The sequence below is a fragment of the Bradyrhizobium guangxiense genome (genome assembly GCF_004114915.1).
GTDB lineage: Bacteria > Pseudomonadota > Alphaproteobacteria > Rhizobiales > Xanthobacteraceae > Bradyrhizobium > Bradyrhizobium guangxiense.
Map to the genome: position 1 here is coordinate 2,610,615 of NZ_CP022219.1, position 15,294 is coordinate 2,625,908.

Annotated in this window: 12 protein-coding genes; 11 read left to right on the forward strand and 1 reads right to left on the reverse strand. The window is 64.6% G+C overall.

Annotated elements, in window-relative coordinates; genetic code table 11:
* Positions 1-25: 25 nt before the first annotated feature.
* From X268_RS12180 to X268_RS12225, 10 genes are all read left to right on the forward strand, one after another.
* A complete protein-coding gene (locus tag X268_RS12180; RefSeq protein ID WP_164937678.1) occupies positions 26-1,447 on the forward strand; it encodes a UbiD family decarboxylase in 1,422 nt (473 codons plus the stop codon).
* Between the two features lie 127 nt (positions 1,448-1,574).
* Positions 1,575-2,414 carry a helix-turn-helix transcriptional regulator gene (locus tag X268_RS12185; RefSeq protein ID WP_128925183.1) on the forward strand — a complete coding sequence of 280 codons (840 nt, stop codon included), beginning with the start codon at positions 1,575-1,577 and terminating at the stop codon, positions 2,412-2,414.
* Between the two features lie 143 nt (positions 2,415-2,557).
* Positions 2,558-5,560, forward strand: coding sequence for a xanthine dehydrogenase family protein molybdopterin-binding subunit (locus X268_RS12190; protein WP_164937679.1), 3,003 nt, complete (start codon positions 2,558-2,560; stop codon positions 5,558-5,560).
* Positions 5,557-6,372: an FAD binding domain-containing protein gene (locus tag X268_RS12195; RefSeq protein ID WP_128925185.1), complete on the forward strand. Its 816-nt coding sequence runs from the start codon at positions 5,557-5,559 to the stop codon at positions 6,370-6,372. Before X268_RS12190 ends, X268_RS12195 begins: the two co-directional genes overlap by 4 nt.
* A complete protein-coding gene (locus X268_RS12200) occupies positions 6,369-6,887 on the forward strand; it encodes a (2Fe-2S)-binding protein (protein ID WP_128925186.1) in 519 nt (172 codons plus the stop codon). Before X268_RS12195 ends, X268_RS12200 begins: the two co-directional genes overlap by 4 nt.
* A complete protein-coding gene (locus X268_RS12205; RefSeq protein ID WP_128925187.1) occupies positions 6,880-8,424 on the forward strand; it encodes an AMP-binding protein in 1,545 nt (514 codons plus the stop codon). The genes X268_RS12200 and X268_RS12205 overlap by 8 nt, the downstream gene beginning before the upstream one ends.
* A gap of 31 nt (positions 8,425-8,455) precedes the next feature.
* On the forward strand, positions 8,456-9,262 hold the full coding sequence (locus X268_RS12210; RefSeq protein WP_128925188.1) for an enoyl-CoA hydratase/isomerase family protein: 807 nt from the start codon (positions 8,456-8,458) through the stop codon (positions 9,260-9,262).
* A 75-nt stretch (positions 9,263-9,337) separates the two neighbouring features.
* Positions 9,338-10,669 carry an MFS transporter gene (locus tag X268_RS12215; protein WP_128925189.1) on the forward strand — a complete coding sequence of 444 codons (1,332 nt, stop codon included), beginning with the start codon at positions 9,338-9,340 and terminating at the stop codon, positions 10,667-10,669.
* Between the two features lie 60 nt (positions 10,670-10,729).
* Positions 10,730-12,427: a GMC family oxidoreductase gene (locus tag X268_RS12220; RefSeq protein ID WP_128925190.1), complete on the forward strand. Its 1,698-nt coding sequence runs from the start codon at positions 10,730-10,732 to the stop codon at positions 12,425-12,427.
* Between the two features lie 387 nt (positions 12,428-12,814).
* Complete coding sequence (locus tag X268_RS12225) at positions 12,815-13,381, forward strand: OmpA family protein (protein ID WP_128925191.1); 567 nt, start codon at positions 12,815-12,817, stop codon at positions 13,379-13,381.
* A 120-nt stretch (positions 13,382-13,501) separates the two neighbouring features.
* Here the strand turns inward: X268_RS12225 and X268_RS12230 are convergent, their stop codons facing one another.
* Positions 13,502-14,518 carry a hypothetical protein gene (locus X268_RS12230; RefSeq protein WP_245477868.1) on the reverse strand — a complete coding sequence of 339 codons (1,017 nt, stop codon included), beginning with the start codon at positions 14,516-14,518 and terminating at the stop codon, positions 13,502-13,504.
* A gap of 72 nt (positions 14,519-14,590) precedes the next feature.
* Between X268_RS12230 and X268_RS12235 the strand changes: the two genes are divergently transcribed.
* Positions 14,591-15,220 carry a hypothetical protein gene (locus tag X268_RS12235; RefSeq protein WP_128925192.1) on the forward strand — a complete coding sequence of 210 codons (630 nt, stop codon included), beginning with the start codon at positions 14,591-14,593 and terminating at the stop codon, positions 15,218-15,220.
* Positions 15,221-15,294 lie beyond the last annotated feature (74 nt).

The window sequence follows — 15,294 nt, forward strand, 5'->3', positions numbered from 1 at the left end:
AAGACGTCGAGGAAAGACCCGTTACATGCAAATGGAACCTCCGGCCAGACCCGCTGCGAAGGTGCAAGCCGATCTACGCGGCTGGCTCTCCTACCTCGCCGAACACGGCAAGCTCGCCATTGCGCGCGAAGGCATTGGCCTCGCCGACGAGCTCGCCGCCATCGCCAAGCGCCTGGAGCGCGACAGCGCGGTGCTGTTTCCGCGCCCCGGCGGGCACGAGATCCCCGTGGTCGCCAATCTCTTTGCCGGGCGCGACTGGGTGGCCGAGTCCCTCGGCGTGACCGAGGACCAGTTGCTGCCGCGCTTTCTGGCGGCCGCCAGCCACCCGTTGCCGACGCATGAGGTCGCGAGGGCACCAGTGCAGGAGGTCGTGCATGATAATGTCGATCTGCTGCGCCAGCTCCCGGTGCCCAAGCACAATGAGCGCGACAGCGGTCCCTACATCACCGCCGGCCTCCTGATTGCGCGCAATCCCAGAACCGGCGTGCAGAACGTCTCGATCCACCGCTGCCAGATCTCCGGAAAGAACCGCATCGGCGTGCTCCTGCTACCGCGGCACACCTTCTCCTATTATCGCCTCGCCGAAGAGCAGGGGCAGGCGCTGGAGATCGCCATCGTCATCGGTGCGCATCCGGCACTGTTGCTGGCCTCCCAAGCCATCGCCGCACTCGATGAGGACGAGATGGCAATTGCCGGCGCGCTGCTTGGCACGCCTGTCGATGTCGTCAAATGCCGCACCAATTCGGTCCGCGTCCCTGCCCATGCGGAGATCGTGATCGAGGGGCGCATTCTTCAGGGCGTGCGCGAGCCGGAAGGCCCGTTCGGCGAGTTCCCTCAATATTACGGTCCGCGCGCCAACCGCGAGGTGATTGAGGTCGATGCGATCACGCATCGCAAGAAGCCGATCTTCCACACCATCGTTGGCGGCGGTTTCGAGCACCTGATCCTCGGCGGCGTGCCGCGCGAGGCGACGCTGCTCCAGCATCTGCGCCGCAGCTTCCCCAACGTGCTCGACGTTCGCCTGACGCGCGGCGGCCCCTGCCGCTATCATCTCGCGATCAAGATCGACAAGGCCAATGACGGCGAGCCCAAGAACATCATGATGTGCGCCTTCGGCGCCCACTACGACATCAAGCAGGTGGTCGTCGTGGACAAGGACGTCGACATCTCCTCATCGGACGAAATCGAATGGGCGGTGGCGACGCGCTTCCAGGCTGATCGCGATCTCATGGTCGTCTCAGGTGCGCTCGGCTCGAAGCTTGATCCGACCACCGACAACGGCATCAGCGCCAAGATGGGCCTGGATGCGACCGCACCGGTCAGCGCGCCCGAACTCGCCTTCAAGCGCATCCGCGTGAAGGGTGAGGAGCATGTCGATCTCGCCACTGCGTTGCAGGCCGATCCGAGTGCGGCGGTCGCGCGGCTTCTCGCGGAGGCGCGTGCATGAGCCGGTTACCGCCTCCAATCGACTTGCGTCGGTTTGCGTCGTTGGAATATGAAGCGGGTGCTGGTTATAGTGCCTCGCCAATGAACCAATCGTATTGCAGCGCAATGCTGCCGGGGGGAAGGAACTGATGTCGACGGCCCTGCGCATCGCTCACGGCGCTTTCGGCAGGGTCGCGCTGCTCGACATGGACCGTTCGCTGGTTCGTCACGCTCATCATCACTGTCACGTCCTGCTCAAGGTCGAGGGCGCCGACACGCAGTTCCTAGTCGGCGACCAGGTCACGCCGCTGACCGACACCGCCGCCGTGCTGGTCGACGGCTGGAAGCCGCATGCCTATGTGCACGACGTCAATCGGCCGCGCACGCTGATCATGGCGCTCTATATCGAGCCGGAATGGCTGAAGGAGTTCCGACCCGGTTGGGCTGCGAGCGGCGCGCCGGGCTTTTTCGAGCGTCCTTCGGGCGAGGTGTCGCCGCGCATCCGCCAGCTTACGCTGCATCTGGCCACTGAAATGATGGCGAATCCGGATGCGGTGCGCACCCATGAGCAGACCCTGTCTGACCTGATGATCGCGGTGATCGAACGCTTCACACCCTGGCGCAGCTTTCCGACCTCGATCCGCGGCATGACCGCGGTTGGCTGCGACTGGCGCATCCGCCGCGCCATGGACGCGATGCGCGTCCATGATTCCTATTCCAATGTCGATCAGTTCGTGAAGGGCGCGGGCCTCTCGCGCGCGCAATTCTTCCGCCTGTTCGAGACCTCACTCGGCGTCTCGCCAAAGCTCTATCTCAACGTTGTCCGCATGGAGCGCGCGCTCGAGGCCGTGATGCGCGAGGACACGCCGCTCGGCGAGCTCAGCGAGCGCTTTGGCTTTCCGGAGCCGGCGCATTTCACGCGTTTCTTCCGCGATCATGCCGGCGTCAGCCCGCGCGAGTTTCGCAACGTTTCGCGTCTTGCCGGTTGAGTTCCGCAAGCTGATATTGCGCTGCACAGTCTCTAATGAGACGATTTGGTAAGTGGTGAGAGCGGGCGGTATGGCCCGCCCACCCGCCGTCCTGACATCTGTCACCGTCGCGTCAAAGAGCGCGTCGGGAGGTATGCCGGGACATGTTGCAGGCGGTCAAATCCGCAAATCCGGGAAGCGGCGATGAACCGTGGGTCGGGCGTTCGATCGAGCGCGTGGAGGATGCTGCGCTGCTCACCGGCCGCGGCCGCTTCATCGACGATCTGGGCGTTGCGCCCGGCACGTTGCATGCGACCATCCTGCGATCGCCGCACGCACATGCCGATATTCTCTCGATCGATGCTGAAGCTGCAAAGCGCCTGCCGGGCGTCGCCGCGGTTCTGACCGGCAGCGACGTCAAGGCCGTCACCACGAGCCTCGTCGTCGGCGTGAAGGCGCCGGTCGAGTGCTGGCCCATTGCAATGGACCGCGTGCGCTATGTTGGTGAGCCCGTTGCCGTGATCGTGGCGACCGATCGCGCCCGCGCCGAGGACGCGGCCGAGCTCATCAACGTCGAATACAGCCCGCGCGGGGCAGTGGTCGATCCGCTCGGCGCGATCGCACCCGAGGCACCGGTGCTGCACGACGGCTTTCCCGGCAATCTCGCCAGCGATCGTTCCTTCCGCTATGGCGATCCGGAAAAAGCCTTTGCGGATGCGCCGCATCGCTTCTCCATCGACATCCGCTATCCCCGTAACTCCTGCACGCCGATCGAGACCTATGGCGTCGTTGTCTCGCACGAGGCGGGCGAGGACGCCTATGAGGTTCTCGCCAACTTCCAGGGTCCGTTCAGCATCCACACGGTGATTGCGCGGGCATTGAAAGTGCCGGGCAACCGGTTGCGGCTGCGCACGCCGCCGGATTCCGGCGGCAGCTTCGGCGTCAAGCAGGGCGTATTTCCCTACATCGTGCTGATCGCGGCGGCGGCGCGCTGCACGGGACGACCCGTCAAATGGATCGAGGACCGGCTCGAGCATCTCACCGCATCGGTGTCGGCCACCAATCGCGCGACCAAGCTGTCGGCGGCGGTGGCCGCGGATGGCAAGATTCTCGCGCTCGACTGGGACCAGGTCGAGGATTGCGGCGCGCACTTGCGTGCGCCCGAGCCGGCGACGCTCTATCGCATGCATGGCAATCTGACCGGCGCCTACGACATCAGCCACGTCAAGGTCCGCAATCGCGTCGTCGTCACCAACAAGACGCCGACTGGCCTCAACCGCGGTTTTGGCGGGCCGCAGGTCTATTTCGCGCTGGAACGGCTGGGGCAGCGCATTGCGATCGGCCTGAACCTCGACCCGCTTGATGTCATCAAGCGCAACCTGATTGAGGCGAACGCGTTTCCCTATCGCACTGCGACGGGAGCCTTGCTCGACTCCGGCAATTACCAGGAAGCGATCGCGCAAGCGGTCGAGCAGGGCAGGCTTGGCGAACTGAAAGCCAAGCGCGACGAGGCGCGGGCAGAGGGGCGTCTCTACGGCATCGGCTTCACCGCGGTGGTCGAGCCCAGCGTCTCCAACATGGGCTACATCACCACTGTGCTGACCGCGGCCGAGCGTCGCAAGGCGGGTCCCAAGAACGGCGCGCAGGCGACCGCGACCGTCGGCCTCGATCCGGTCGGTAGCGTCACCGTGCACGTCGCCTCGGTGCCGCAGGGGCAGGGCCATCGCACCGTGCTGTCGCAGGTCGTTGCCGACGTCTTCGGCCTGCAGCCGAAGGACATTCGCGTCAACACCGAGATCGACACGGCCAAGGACGCCTGGTCAATCGCGTCAGGGAATTACGCCAGCCGTTTTGCCGCGGCCGTGGCAGGCACCGCGAAGATTGCGGCCGAGCGCGTCGCCGGCAAGCTTGCGCGGATCGCCGCCAGCCAGCTCAACGTCGAGGCTGCCGACATCATTTTTGCAAAAGGGTTCGTCGCCTCAAAACACAATCCAGAGAACCGGATCGCGTTCTCGCGCGTCGCAGCCCTCAGCCACTGGTCGCCGGGCTCGCTGCCTGACGATGCCGGCCAGACCATCCGCGAGACCGTGTTCTGGACGCCACCGGAACTGACGGCGCCCGACGACGAGGACCGCATCAACTCCTCGCTCTGCCATGGTTTCATCTTCGACTTTTGCGGCGTGGAGATCGACCGCGTCACGCTGGAGACACGGATCGACCGTTACGTCACCATGCATGACTGCGGCACCATCCTTCATCCCGGCATGGTCAACGGCCAGATCCGCGGCGGCTTCACACAGGCGCTAGGCGCCGCGCTGCTCGAGGAATATGCCTATGCCGAGGACGGCAGCTTCCTGACGGGCACGCTTGCCGACTATCTGCTGCCGACCACCACCGAGGTGCCGGAGCCCGAGATATTCCACATGGAGACGCCGTCGCCGTTCACGCCGCTCGGCGCAAAAGGCGTCGGCGAAGGCAATTGCATGTCGACGCCGGTGTGCCTCGCCAATGCGGTAGCCGATGCGCTTGGCGTTGCCGACGTCACCTTGCCGCTGGTGCCGGCGCGGCTCGTGGAGCTCGTGCGCGGCGCTGAACCGCCGCCTCCCGCGGGTCGCGTGACCGCTGCCCCCGCGCGCGATGATGATCGGCGCTTGCGCGGTGAGGGGCAGGCTGTGGTGAAGGGCGCGCCCGAACAGGTCTGGGCCATGCTGCTCGATCCCGCGACGCTGCAATCGGTCATTCCGGGCTGCCAGCGCGTCGACAAGGTCACCGACACCCATTTCCGCGCCGATGTCACGCTCGGCATCGGTCCCGTCACCGGCCGCTATCGTGCCGATGTCGAGCTGTTCGATCTCGACCCGCCACGTGCGGTCACCTTGCGCGGCGGCGCCACCGGTGCGCTCGGCTTCGGCAATGCCGAGGGACGCATCACGCTGGCGCCCGACGGCAATGGCGGCACCAGGCTGACCTACAGCTACGACGCCGCGATCGGCGGCAAGGTCGCCAGCATCGGCGGCCGCCTGCTCGACGGCGCAACGCGCGTGATCATCGGCCAGTTCTTCACCGCGCTCGCTCGCAAGGCCGGCGGCGGTGGCGCGGAGGGTGGCGGCTTCTCACTGTTCGCGCTGCTGGCGAAGCTGGCCAGCCTGTTCGGAGGGCGCCGATGAAGCCGCCCGCATTCGACTATCTCCGTGCCGGGAGCATCAGTGACGTCCTCGAAGGCCTCGCACAGCAGGCCGGCGATGCCCGTGTGCTCGCGGGCGGGCAATCGCTGATGGCGATGCTGAATATGCGTCTGGCCAAACCAAAGCTGCTGATCGACATCATGGGGATCAGGGAGCTGCGCCAGATCGAGCGCAAGGGCGATGCCGTCGTCATCGGCGCGGGCGTGCGCCAGGCCGATCTGCTGGCCTGGCCGGATCTTACCAAGACGCTGCCGCTGGTGGCGCTGGCGCTGCCTTGGGTCGGACACATGCAGACTCGCAGCCGCGGCACCATCTGCGGCTCCCTCGCGCATGCCGATCCCAGCGCAGAGATGCCGCTGACGCTGGTCGCGCTCGGTGGTGAGGTGCTGTTGCGCAACACCAGGCGCCGCCGCCACGTCATGGCAAAAGACTTTTTTGCCGGCATGATGCTAACCACGCGTGCCGATGACGAGCTGATCGAGGGCATTTCGCTGCCGGTGGTTAAGGGGGCGCGCGTCGCCTTCCGCGAGGTCGCGCGTCGTCACGGCGATTTCGCCATCGTCGCCTGCGCTGCGATGAAGATTCCGACGGGCGTGCGTCTCGCTGTCGGGGGCGTCGCTGATGTCCCGACCGCGCGCGACTGGCCTCACCTGGAGGGCAGTGCGCTCGACGACGCTCTCAATACCTTTGCATATGAACTCGGAGCCCGCGACGACGTCCACGCCAGCGCGCGCTATCGCCGCGACCTCGTGCGGATGATCGGCCGCGACCTGATCGGCGAGGTGCTGCAATGACCCGTCTCAAGGCAGACAGTCGCCATCCCGTCCGTTTCTCGCTGAATGGCAAGCCGGTCGAGGGTGAGGCCGAACCGCGCATGCTGCTCTCCGATTTCCTGCGCCACCAGCTCGGTGCGACCGGAACCCATGTCGGTTGCGAGCACGGCGTCTGCGGCGCCTGCACGATTGTCGTCGACGGCATGCTGACGCGGTCCTGCCTGACGCTCGCGGCGCAGGTCGATGGCTGCGAGCTGAGAACGGTGGAGGGGCTCCCCCCCTCGGCCGACCGGTTGGGTGTGCTGCAGCAGGCGTTCCGCCGCAACCACGCCCTCCAGTGCGGCTTCTGTACCGCCGGCATCCTGATGTCGCTCGACCATTACCTCGCGAAGAATCCATCGCCGACCGAGGCGGAGATCCGCGATCTCCTCAGCGGGCATATCTGCCGCTGCACCGGCTACACCCCGATCATCCAGGCGACCTTAGAGGCCGCCGCCGAGCTTGCTTCATCCAACAAAGAGACGCCCGATGCTTGATCTCGCCAGCAGCTTCATGGCCAGCGCCGCGCGCGATCCCAATGCGGTTGCGCTGGTCGACGGCGATCTGCGCCTGACATACCGGCAATGGTACGACAAGATCTCCGCGCTGGTCGCCTCGTTCGACCGCCTCGGCCTCAAGCCCGGCGATCACGTCGTCACGCTGCTGCAGAACCGCTGGGAGGCGGCGACCCTGCACTGGGCCTGCCAGTTCGCAGGGCTCGTGATCACGCCGATCAACTGGCGCGCCAAGGCCGACGAGCTCGATTACTGCATCGACAATGCCGAAGCCTGCGCGGTGTTCTATCAGGACATCTCCGCCGAGGCGGTGCAGGGATCGGCGCTGGCAGGCAAGCTGCTGCGTGTGTCCGTCGATCCCGGGACTGGCGATGCGACCAGCTTCGCCGATCTCATCAAGAACAGCGCGCCGGACGCCGAGCCGCGCGTCGGCGCCGATGCCTCGTCGATCATGCTCTATACTTCCGGTACGACCTCGCGCCCAAAGGGCGTGCCGCGGCGGCATCGCGCAGAACGCGCTGCCGCGATCGCCCATGTCGCGCAAAATCTCTACGGTCGCGGCGAGCGCACGCTTGGCGTGATGCCGCTCTACCACACCATGGGTGTCCGCTCCCTGCTGGCGATGTCGCTGATCGGCGGCACATTTATTTGCCTGCCGCGCTATGACAGCAGCCACGCGCTGGCGCTGATCGAGAAGGAGGCGATCACCAACCTTTATCTGGTGCCGACGCTTTATCACGACCTCGTCCATCACGAGGCCTTTGCCAAAACCGACGTCTCCACCGTGCGCAAGCTCGGTTTTGCCGGTGCGTCGATGACCGATGGCCTGCTGAAGAAACTGAACGATGCTTTCAAGCCAAATCTGTTTGTCAATCACTACGGCAGCTCGGAGATCTACACTTTCACGATCGACCAGAATGCGGCCGCAAAGCCCGGCTCGGCCGGCAAGGCGGGGCTGAACCAGCACGTCAAGGTCGTGCGCATCGGCGCGAGGTCGATTGCGGATCTTGCCGCCGTTGGCGAGGAGGGCGAGATCATCGCGACGCTCGCCGGTGACGAGGCTTTCGAAGGTTACTGGCGCCGTCCCGAGGCCGACGCAAAATCGCTGCGCGAAGGCTGGTATTTTACTGGCGACACCGGCTACGTCGATCCCGACGGCGATCTCTTCGTTACCGGCCGCGTCGACGACATGATCATCACCGGCGGCGAGAATGTCTCGCCGGTCGAGATCGAGAGCTGTCTGTCGCTGCATCCCGCCGTCGACGAGGTCGCGGTGGTCGGCGTCGCCGATGAAAAGTGGGGCAAGGTCGTTGCCGCCTTCGTCAAGCGCAACCGCGCGGTCTCGGAGGTCGAACTGGAGCAGTTCTGCCGCACCTCGGGCCTTGCCAATTTCAAGCGGCCGCGCCGCTACGTCTTCGTCGACGCAATCCCGAAATCGCCGGTCGGCAAGCTGCTGCGGCGACTGCTTGTCGCCGGGGAATACGAGGCCGAGCGCCTGCCGCCGTCGGACGCGGCCTGATCGCCACACCCATCAACAGAAGGAAGAAGAGATGCCGTCACCCTATACATTCGCTGATCCCCGGCTCGCAAAACTCGACGGGTTCAAAGTCGAGATCGACGAGGCGCATGAGCGCGCCGACATCATCCTTGGACGCCCGCCCTACAACGTCGTGGCGATGCCGCAGCGCGACCAGCTCAGGCTGACCTTCGAGACGTTGGACGAAGATGCGCGCGTGCGCGTCATCGTGGTGCGCGGGGAAGGCGAGCACTTCTCAAGCGGTGGCAATATTGGCGGCTTCATGGAAGCGAGCCCCGAGCACGTCTCCAAGCTCGCCTGGAACATCGCGGCGCCCGCGCGCTGCGCCAAGCCCGTGATCGTCGCTAACCGGGGCTATTGCTTCGGCGTCGGCTTCGAGCTGTCGCTGGCCTGCGACTTCCGCATTGCCTCCGAGACCACGCAATACGCGCTGCCGGAGCAGAAGCTCGGCCAGATCCCGGGTTCGGGCGGTTCGGCCCGGCTGCAGAAGATGGTCGGCATCACCCGGACCAAGGACATCGTGATGCGCTCCAAGCGCATCTCGGCCAAGCAGGCCTACGAGTGGGGCATCGCCACCGAATGCGTGCCGGATGCCGAGCTGGAGAGGGCGACGGACAAGCTCGTCGACGAGCTCCGTACCTTCTCGCCGCTGGCGCAGCGCACCGCCAAGAAGCTCCTCAACGACACCGAGGATTCGACGCTCGCCATTGCCATCGAGCTCGAAGGCCATTGCTACAGCCGCCTGCGCCAATCCGAAGACTTCAAGGAGGGTGTCGAGGCCTTCAACGCCAAGCGTCCGCCGAAATTCGTCGGCCGCTGAGACACGACGCAACGGACTGCCGCGGTTCGCAATGACGCGGACCGCGGCGCTATTCAAACGGGGGAGGTAAACAACATGGCTGAGATGGATATCCCGGTCGCGGGCGCACAGGCGTCCGCAGACAATAAGCAGATGGTCAACGCGATCATCGCGTCGGTGCTCGGATGGGCACTCGATCTGTTCGATTTGTTCATTCTGCTCTACGTGGCGCCGGTCGTTGGCGCACTGTTCTTTCCGTCGAGCAATGCGGCGTTGTCGCTCGCCGCGGTCTACGGTTCCTTCGCTGTCACACTCTTGATGCGGCCGCTGGGTTCCGCAGTGTTCGGCCATTACGCCGACGTGCACGGCCGCAAGCAGGCCATGCTGGTCGCCATTGTCGGTGTCGGCCTCAGCACGGCGGCGTTCGGTCTGCTGCCGACCATCGCCCAAGTCGGCGTCATCGCGCCGATGATATTCCTGATCCTCCGCCTGGTGCAGGGCATCTTTGTCGGCGGCGTCGTGGCGTCCACGCACACGATCGGCACCGAATCGGTTCCGCCGCAATGGCGTGGTGCGATGTCCGGCCTGGTCGGCGGTGGCGGTGCTGGCATCGGCGCGCTGCTTGCATCCTTCATCTTCCTGATCACGTCCTCGGTCTTCCCCGGCGATGCTTTTGCCGTGTGGGGCTGGCGCTTTATGTTCTTCTCGGGCCTGCTGAGCTCGCTGCTCGGCTGGTTCATCTTCCGCAACCTTGAGGAGTCGCCTTATTTCAAGGAGCTCAAGCGCCAGCAGGGCAACAAGCAGGCGAAGGTATCGAAGGCGCCCGTCAAGGACGTGTTCTCCGGCGAATATCGCGGCGTGCTGCTGGTCAACTTGCTGATCACCTTCGGCGGCGGAGCCGGCTACTACCTGACCTCCGGTTATCTGCCGAGCTTCCTGAAGGTCATCAACGCGGTCCCGAACCAGACCTCGTCGCTGATCCTGATGGGTGCGAGCGTGTCGGCATTCTTCTCGGCCGTGCTGGTCGGCGCGCTCAGCGACCGCATCGGCCGCAAGAAGACCTTCCTTCTGATCGGCGTGCTGGCGGCGGTGCTGTTGCCGCTGTGCTATCTCAACCTTGCGGCTACCAAGGACACGACGCAGATTACGATCTATGCACTCGCTATCGCCTTCATCGGCAATGCGGGCTATGCGCCGGTGCTGATCTTCCTGAATGAGCGTTTTCCGACCGCGCTGCGCGCGAGCGGCACTGGTCTGTCCTGGAACATCGGCTTCGCGCTGGGCGGCATGATGCCAACCTTCGTTTCGCTGGTGAGCGGCAGCCCGGCGGAAATCCCGATGTCGCTGGCCTCCTTCGCGGTCGGCGTGTTCGTGATCTACCTGATCGGTGCGATCGTGATCCCCGAGACCAAGGGAGACTTCCGCTAGGCTCAACCAGCGCGGTCGCAACGGCCGCGCTGGTCCATCGAATTGCACAACGAGACGGGAATGGATGAGCTGCATTTCGACGACGTGATCGTTGGCGGCGGGTCGGCGGGCTGTGTGCTCGCCAACCGGTTGTCCGTGGATAGAACGCGTCGCGTGCTTCTTGTCGAAGCCGGGATGGATACGCCGCCTGAGGCAACGCCGCCGGAGATCCTCGACAGCTATCCGATGACGCTGTTCTTCGGCGACAAATACATCTGGCCGGGTCTGTCGGCGGCAGCCGGCCGCAATGCCGAGGGCAAACCGGTCGTCCGCGCCTACGAGCAGGGGCGGGTGATGGGCGGCGGCTCCAGCATCAATGTGCAATCGGCCAATCGCGGCCTGCCGCGGGACTATGATGAATGGCGCGATCTCGGCGCGCGAGGCTGGGGTTGGGCGGACGTGCTGCCGTATTTCCTAAAGCTCGAGACCGATCTCGATTTCGACGGACCGCTGCACGGCAAGCATGGCCCAATCCCGATCCGCCGCATCGCGCGCGAAGCGATGCCGCCGTTCGGCCATGCGGTGGGCGAGGCGTGGTCCGCAACTGGCCTGCCGTTCCGAAAGGACCAGAACGGCGAGTTCGAGGACGGCATTTTTCCGCCGGCGTTTTCGAACCGCAATGACCGGCGCGTCTCCACGGCCGCCGGTTACCTCGATGCGGCAACGCGGGCGCGGCCGAACCTGACCATCTGGGCCGACAGCGGGGTCGAGCAACTTCAGCTTGACGGTCGCCGCGCAACGGGTGTGATGGTCGCACGCGGCGGCGAAAGGCTCACCGTCGGTGCCGGCCGCGTAATCCTCACGGCAGGCGCGCTGCAATCGCCGGCGATCCTGATGCGGGCGGGCATCGGCCCCGGTGCGGCGCTGCAAGCTCTGGGCATTCCCGTGGCGATCGATCTGCCCGGGGTCGGCTGCAATTTGCGCGACCATCCCGCGTTGACGTTCTGCCAATACCTGCCGAGGCAGTTGCGGCTGCCGCTTGCCCAGCGGCGCCCAAACTTTGCGGCGATGCGCTTCTCGTCGGAACTGGCGGGCTGCGATCCCTCCGACATGTACATCACGGCCTCGGCGCGCGGCGGCTGGCATGCGCTGGGCACGCGGCTCGGGCTCTATTTCCTCTGGTGCAACCGGCCGCATTCGAGCGGTTCGCTCACCCTGGCGAGCCGCGATCCCAGGACCTATCCGGTGGTCGATTTCAACCTGTTGTCCGATCCGCGTGATCTCGAACGGATGATTGCGTCCGTCCGCCTGCTTGCGAGCCTTGTCGTCCATCCCGCGCTCAATCCTGAGGCCGGTGACTTCTTCCCGGCCTCGTATTCCTCGCGCATCAAACGGCTGAGCCGGTATGGCACGGTCAACCGCATCGTCGCGTCCATCCTCGGGCCGATGCTCGACGTGCCCGTTGGCCTTCGGCAACTTCTGATCCGGCTCGCGCTGCTCAACGGTACGGCCTTCCAGGCCACGCTTGCCGACCACCGCGCGCTCGAAGCTTTCGTGCGGCAGAGCGTGTTCGGCGTCTGGCACCCCGTGGGCACATGCCGCATGGGCGATCCCCCCGACCCCATGGTCGTGGTCGATGCCGAGGGCAGGGTGATCGGCAGCGACAATATCTTCGTGGCGGATGCCTCGATCATGCCGCGGTTGCCGACGGCCAATACCAACATTCCCGTGATCATGGCGGCCGAGAAGATCAGCGATGCCCTTTTGCGACGAAGTTAGACTTTGCGATGCGCCGCCCGCAAACGGGGCGCAAAGATCGCCGAGATCGCCCGGCGCGTCACCGAACTTCCGGATTACCTAGTCTGGACATCGACAAGGGAAACCGGACTATCAATGGATTGTGGTCCAATGACCGCTGACGGCATCGGCTGACAGTCGGCCAACTTCGACGTCTACCATCTCGCAAGTACAAATCGCGCTGGAAGGATAAAGCTGCGTGACGTGTTCCGCATGGTGTGGCCAAAGCCTTGGTGATTCCATGGCGCCCGCAACTCGCCTTTGAACCTGCCGACCGCTCGCGTCACTACTAGTCAAGCTGTGCTGGGAGCGCACGCTCCCTCGGTGCTCAGCTTTGGACGGGCCACGCCAGCAAGGGGAGAAATTGCGATGGGACGCGCGCCGCAACCTCTGCCTCGAGACACGCCGCCCGGCCCCGTGGAAAAAATGCCCAATTTGGCGGCCCCGGAACGACAGTGCGTGCCGCTTGCCAAGGTTCGCAGCGCCGACGTCTTTCCCTACCAGGCCAACGAAGTTGCGACGTCCCGCACCGAGGTCGGCCACATCGGTGCGGACGTCAGTCTGGTCCCGCCGGTCGGTGCCTGCCAATATCTCATCATCTGGGATTTCGGCGTCGACTGGCGGCATCTCAAGACCATCGCCAAGCGCGATCCGCTGCTGGCAGCGCAGCTCATGCGATTCGAGACTGACAAGTCGCTTCAGTTTCAGATCGTCGGATACAGCGACAGCACCGGAAGCGAACGGAACAACATTTTCCTGCGCACGGGGCGGGCCAGGAATGTCTTTCACCTGTTCGGCCCCAGCGCCCGCTCGCGCGTCTTCTCCGTTAAGCCAGCTCCACATTACGAGTATCTGCAAGACAACACGACCGTGATCAACAGGGCCGCCAATCGGGCTGTGGTCGTCGAAATCTTCGTTGGGGGTGGGACGATCTAGCTGCCTTTCGACAGCAAACAATGCACCTTCCCGCGGTAGTCGTGATCCGGTCGATGGTCCGCACACCGTCAGGCAACGGCGGATCCTCGGCGTCAGAGTTTTGTAGGCGCCCGATCCAATTCAGCGGGCGCCCTTGGGCTTCGAGCCGAGCAAATCGTGCGTCCCACTGATGCTCACCGTTCCCGAGCACTCGAATCCGCCGAAAATTCCGCAGGAGCCTGTGACCGTGACGCGCAAGTCCTTGCGCTGGTACATGTCGACCGAAATGCCCAAGCGCGAAAAGTCGTTCGCGCTGTTCGGCAGGATGAGGTCGATATGTTCGGCCGCCCAACGCGGCAGATGTGGGTTGCTCTTCCAGAATAGTTCGTTGCCAGCGTGGTGCGCGAAGTTCGGCCCGACCGTGAGGGCGCCGTCTGCGCCCTCGAATACGAAGCCCGTTTCGTCGATGTGGACGTTGACCCGATCGGGCGCTACTGCGAAATGCAGCGAGGTAATGTCTTGCGGCTGCGGGTCCTTGCCGAATTGTGAGCTGTAGGCGTCGCTCCATTGCCCGCGGTCGCGTCCAAGCCCGAAGCCGTGCCGGCCCGGGAGGTCACGCGTCGAGAGTGGCCTGTCGGACAGCTTCGGACGCCAGATCTCTCGAAAACCCTTGCCGATCGTCGCAGCCATCGACAAATCGAGGGCCCAATGCGATGATTTCTCCGGGCTGCGCCCCTCGGCGAAAGCGTCGAATCCGTCGGGTGTCTTGGCGATGCGTAGCTTCTTGATCAGGTCGTCCCAGTTCGTCGGCAGGAAGGTGACGCCATCGAGTGTGTTCGTTGCGGCCGCAACGCCGTACTGCTCGAGCTGATGCCTGATGTAGGGCTTCTCGTCGTAAAGGCGAACATCCGGGTTGGGACCGGCGAAATATTGCGTCAGATCGATCTGCGGCCGAAACATGGTCAGCCGCGCCGCGATCTTGCGGAAAGTGTCGGTCGTGGTCGGGGTGCTGGTCATCGCAGGGCCGCCCTCCGAGGCGAGACTAATCTTTGATTGGTCTGCCCGAAACGGGCCGGGTTCAATTTCAGTTCGCTCAATTGTGCTGCCGGCCGCGCCTAAGTCACCTCCAGTGACCAAGTTCCCGTCACGCTGACGCATAGACTGTTGAACCTCCCAACCGGCAGCGCCGACGACGTTACATGGGGTGGTCTCGACAGCGAGGACAATCCAATGTCACTGCGGAGCAGGGTACTCGACGTGCTCAATGGCCCAGCGGTCGCACGCATTCGCTTCCGGTTTCCGATCCGCGGCAGCCATGTGACGATTGCGCCGCAAACGTTCCATCATGTCGCACGCGCCATCCGGTTGGGACAGGTCACCGTCCGGGTTCCGACCGATCTCGCGGCCGGTGTTGCTGCGCAATATAACGATGTCGCGCGGACCCGAGCCGACGGCACTGCGGTTGCTGCGAATACTCTTGAGGTCGTATCCGCGACGGGCCGGATGGATGAGGCCTATATCGTCCACGAGGCCCTGCATGCCGCTTACGATCTCTTGCGCACCGGCCTTGACGCCAATGCGGAAGAGGCGTCCGCCTACGTCTGCACGGCCCTCTATTGCCGCATGACGGGCCTACCCCGGCCTCGCTGGGCCAACGGGCCGATCTACGCAAATGCCGCGGAAGTCGCCCGAACGCTGCTGTCGCAATATCAGAAGGGTGATCCCGGAATTCCCTGGGTCGGCGAAAGTGAATGGCGAATGCTGCGCGCCGGCGTTGGCCTTAATGGTGTCTATACCAGCGGTCCGGCCGGCATTGTCACGGGATGGCTTCTTGGCCAGCAATACACCCACGACGGCTGATCGGCCTAAGCTGTTTCCGTCAGAGAGCGGGAGCTCTCGCCTTCATGCCGTTCGTCCTTCTCGGACAGGCCAAC

Bases quoted from the DNA above. Each gene is read 5' to 3' on its own strand.
- X268_RS12180 (WP_164937678.1), top strand. From the start codon at position 26: ATGCAAATGGAACCTCCGGCCAGACCCGCTGCGAAGGTGCAAGCCGAT.
- X268_RS12185 (WP_128925183.1), top strand. From the start codon at position 1,575: ATGTCGACGGCCCTGCGCATCGCTCACGGCGCTTTCGGCAGGGTCGCG.
- X268_RS12190 (WP_164937679.1), top strand. From the start codon at position 2,558: ATGTTGCAGGCGGTCAAATCCGCAAATCCGGGAAGCGGCGATGAACCG.
- X268_RS12195 (WP_128925185.1), top strand. From the start codon at position 5,557: ATGAAGCCGCCCGCATTCGACTATCTCCGTGCCGGGAGCATCAGTGAC.
- X268_RS12200 (WP_128925186.1), top strand. From the start codon at position 6,369: ATGACCCGTCTCAAGGCAGACAGTCGCCATCCCGTCCGTTTCTCGCTG.
- X268_RS12205 (WP_128925187.1), top strand. From the start codon at position 6,880: ATGCTTGATCTCGCCAGCAGCTTCATGGCCAGCGCCGCGCGCGATCCC.
- X268_RS12210 (WP_128925188.1), top strand. From the start codon at position 8,456: ATGCCGTCACCCTATACATTCGCTGATCCCCGGCTCGCAAAACTCGAC.
- X268_RS12215 (WP_128925189.1), top strand. From the start codon at position 9,338: ATGGCTGAGATGGATATCCCGGTCGCGGGCGCACAGGCGTCCGCAGAC.
- X268_RS12220 (WP_128925190.1), top strand. From the start codon at position 10,730: ATGGATGAGCTGCATTTCGACGACGTGATCGTTGGCGGCGGGTCGGCG.
- X268_RS12225 (WP_128925191.1), top strand. From the start codon at position 12,815: ATGGGACGCGCGCCGCAACCTCTGCCTCGAGACACGCCGCCCGGCCCC.
- X268_RS12230 (WP_245477868.1), bottom strand. From the start codon at position 14,518: ATGCGTCAGCGTGACGGGAACTTGGTCACTGGAGGTGACTTAGGCGCG.
- X268_RS12235 (WP_128925192.1), top strand. From the start codon at position 14,591: ATGTCACTGCGGAGCAGGGTACTCGACGTGCTCAATGGCCCAGCGGTC.